Origin of the sequence: cf. Phormidesmis sp. LEGE 11477 (assembly GCF_015207105.1) — a bacterium.
Classification (GTDB): Bacteria; Cyanobacteriota; Cyanobacteriia; order Phormidesmidales; family Phormidesmidaceae; genus Phormidesmis.
This window is the reverse complement of record NZ_JADEXO010000234.1, coordinates 1-2,511: the sequence shown is the minus strand read 5'-3', so window position 1 is coordinate 2,511 and position 2,511 is coordinate 1. Positions and strand designations below refer to the sequence as shown.

Sequence of the window (2,511 nt, the reverse complement as noted above, 5' to 3'; positions counted from 1 at the left end):
GCCCTACGCATTGTGCACCTCGAGTGGCGTTGATATTGGAGAGGCAGTGATAAAGGCGGGCTGGGCAAGAGTCGCGCGGCGGACGCTCCATAGCAGTGATGCCGAGCCGGCCGTTATCGCTAGGTACGGTACCTCCGAGGCATCCGCACGCAGAGAAGGATTGGGGCTTTGGAAGGTGGCGCCTGTTCGCTGGTGGGACTCTTGGTGGTTCGAGCTGACCAAAACCAGCCTCACAATCGCCGGCGCGGTCTTCGGCTTTTGGTTGGCCGCCGGCTTCAACTACCGGCGCAACCAAAAGCTTCACGAACAAGCACGACAGCGGGAAGCCACCTCGCTGGCCGCGGCCCTTGGCCTTGAATTCGACATAGCACGAAGGTCGATTCAGGTCATGGTAACAAAAGTATCTGAAGTTCCTGGTGTTAGCCTCTTGGCTTCGTCCAAAGAAGAGAACGAACCCGAGGCATTCCGTATGGAGCTCTTCGAGGCGAACAGATCCCGACTCACACTCTTCGAACCAGAGATCGCCGTGAAACTGGTAGGCGCACATGCCAGCTTCGACTACTTTCGCAGCCTTTACTTTGCTGCTGCCCGACAGCCATTTTCGTCTGGTCGACATGGTCCGAGCCATCTGAGGGATTCGGCCAAATCTGCCACCCAACACATAGAGGCAGCGCAAGAAGCCTTGAGGAACTTTGCTCCACACAACGCAAACACGCAAAGCAAGTAAGGAACTCGACGCACGGGCCCGGGGTTGACGTGTCGATAGGACGCTGCAGACTGTCATGCTTCCTCCCTCCTCTTCGACATCGGCCGCTTGGCCCAGCGATGCTTGTAGCCCTCGTGAGGCTTGGGGAACCCGGCGTTGGGTTTCTGGCGCTTGGGCCCCTGCTTCGTCTTGCCTCTCAATCGATCGATCTTCGCCGCGCCGTGCTTGACGCTGCCCAGCGTGGTTGCGGGCGTGTCGATGGTGTCTTGTGAGAGCCTGTAACTCAGGGCAGAGTAGCTGCCATGCGAAACCAACTTCCGATGGCAGGGCTTTTCGTCGTCCTTGGAGTGGGGCTGACCCTGGCTGCTTTGGGCATTGTGCCGGCGATCACCGAACTGGGCTTCGCCTGGAGCGACCTGAAAGACTGGCAGACTTTGATGACAGGACTTTTGATCATCGCTGCGGCAGGACTTGCCTATGGGGGTGTATGGCATCAGGTGCGCGCCGCTAACCGACGCCTGACGGTGCAGATCGATGCAGCAGACAGGAGCTTGCGCGCTCAGATCGACGCAGCGGATAGACGGTTGGCTGCCCAAATGACTGCAGAGCGAACTCGGCAAGAAGCGGCTCGTGTGAACGAAGCCGTCGCAGTTGCCACCGCTTTTGCTAGCGAGTTTCGTGTGAAAGCCTTTGTTTGGGAAGCAGCTTCCAACAGTATTTTGGAAGAGCTCGATGGCACTGACGCGGATTTTAATGCTAACGCTCGTAGTGTCCTGAAGTACCTGCTGGGCCAGCCCAAGAGCCCGATCTTCGAATCGCACATTGGTAAGATTGGTGTACTGCCCACAGCGCTGATACTGAGAGTCGTGAACGAAAGCTCGGTCTATACAAACATGATGTCGGTGGTGGATCACATGCTGGGGCGCCAAGAGCGCGGCAACCTCACCAGAGCGGACCTCGGGAATTTATCGAAGAGGTTTCGTAACCACGAACGCGACGCTAACGACGTTGCCGACCAAATCGAGAAATTTATTGCTACACTGTAGAGCTAATCCTCGAACTAAGATCACATATCCCTGCCTCTCAAAATCAACCAATAGCTGGCGCTCTCCAAGCGCGCGAAGGGACGCCTGGCGGCGGCCTATCCAAAGCCGCACCGCCGCCGGGCTTGTGATGGACGCGGGAGAGAGGGGCTTGGCCCCGGATGCCCAGCAACGCTATCTGCGGAGGGATCTGGGCCGGGTGCCCGGCGCGGCGCTGCTGTGGGATCTGGTGGCTGCTACGAGGTCTTCAGTTGATCAATGACTACGCTCACAATGGCCTCCCAAGCTTGCGCTCCAGCGCTGCTTAGTTTGAAGTGTTGATCATACAACCTTTTCAACTCTTCGTCCGAAAGCTTCCGTGTCGGACCGAAGACCTCGCGCTCCTCAGGGCCGATTTGATGAACCTGGCGAAACAAACCAGAATTGAGCCATTCGAGAAATCGATTGATGTCTTCGTGGTATTCCACCAAGCCGTTCTCGGCTAGTTCCTTAACTGCCTCAAGTTCCTTTGTGTTCATGCTAAAGGTCAACGGGCTTTCAGGGGATGAGGGGCCTTCACCAACTACGATGAGTTCCGAGCGGCCAATCTCCACAAGAAGCCTGATTGATTCAAGCGACAGACTACCTAATTGGTTGGCGAGTTGCTCGTTCCCGGCAGCCCTCGCCTTCTGTTGGATTGTTTCTATTGAGAACCCGCCAATCATAACCTTGTTAGCGGCGGCCAATTTCTTTGGAAGTTGCTTTGCGATCTCTCCTACGGGC

At 56.7% G+C, this 2,511-nt stretch carries 3 protein-coding genes; 2 read left to right on the top strand and 1 reads right to left on the bottom strand.

What is annotated here, in order from left to right; all coding sequences use genetic code 11:
- Both IQ256_RS28880 and IQ256_RS28875 read left to right on the top strand, forming a co-directional pair.
- Positions 1-727: thermonuclease family protein (locus IQ256_RS28880; protein ID WP_228025392.1), on the top strand; the 727-nt coding region annotated here is incomplete at its 5' end.
- 281 nt (positions 728-1,008) lie between these two features.
- Positions 1,009-1,752, top strand: coding sequence for a hypothetical protein (locus tag IQ256_RS28875; RefSeq protein WP_193859127.1), 744 nt, complete (start codon positions 1,009-1,011; stop codon positions 1,750-1,752).
- 233 nt (positions 1,753-1,985) lie between these two features.
- Here IQ256_RS28875 and IQ256_RS28870 read toward each other — a convergent pair.
- A partial coding sequence (locus tag IQ256_RS28870; RefSeq protein ID WP_193859126.1) for a hypothetical protein occupies positions 1,986-2,511 on the bottom strand: 526 nt, incomplete at its 5' end.

Bases quoted from the DNA above. Each gene is read 5' to 3' on its own strand.
- IQ256_RS28875 (WP_193859127.1), top strand. From the start codon at position 1,009: ATGCGAAACCAACTTCCGATGGCAGGGCTTTTCGTCGTCCTTGGAGTG.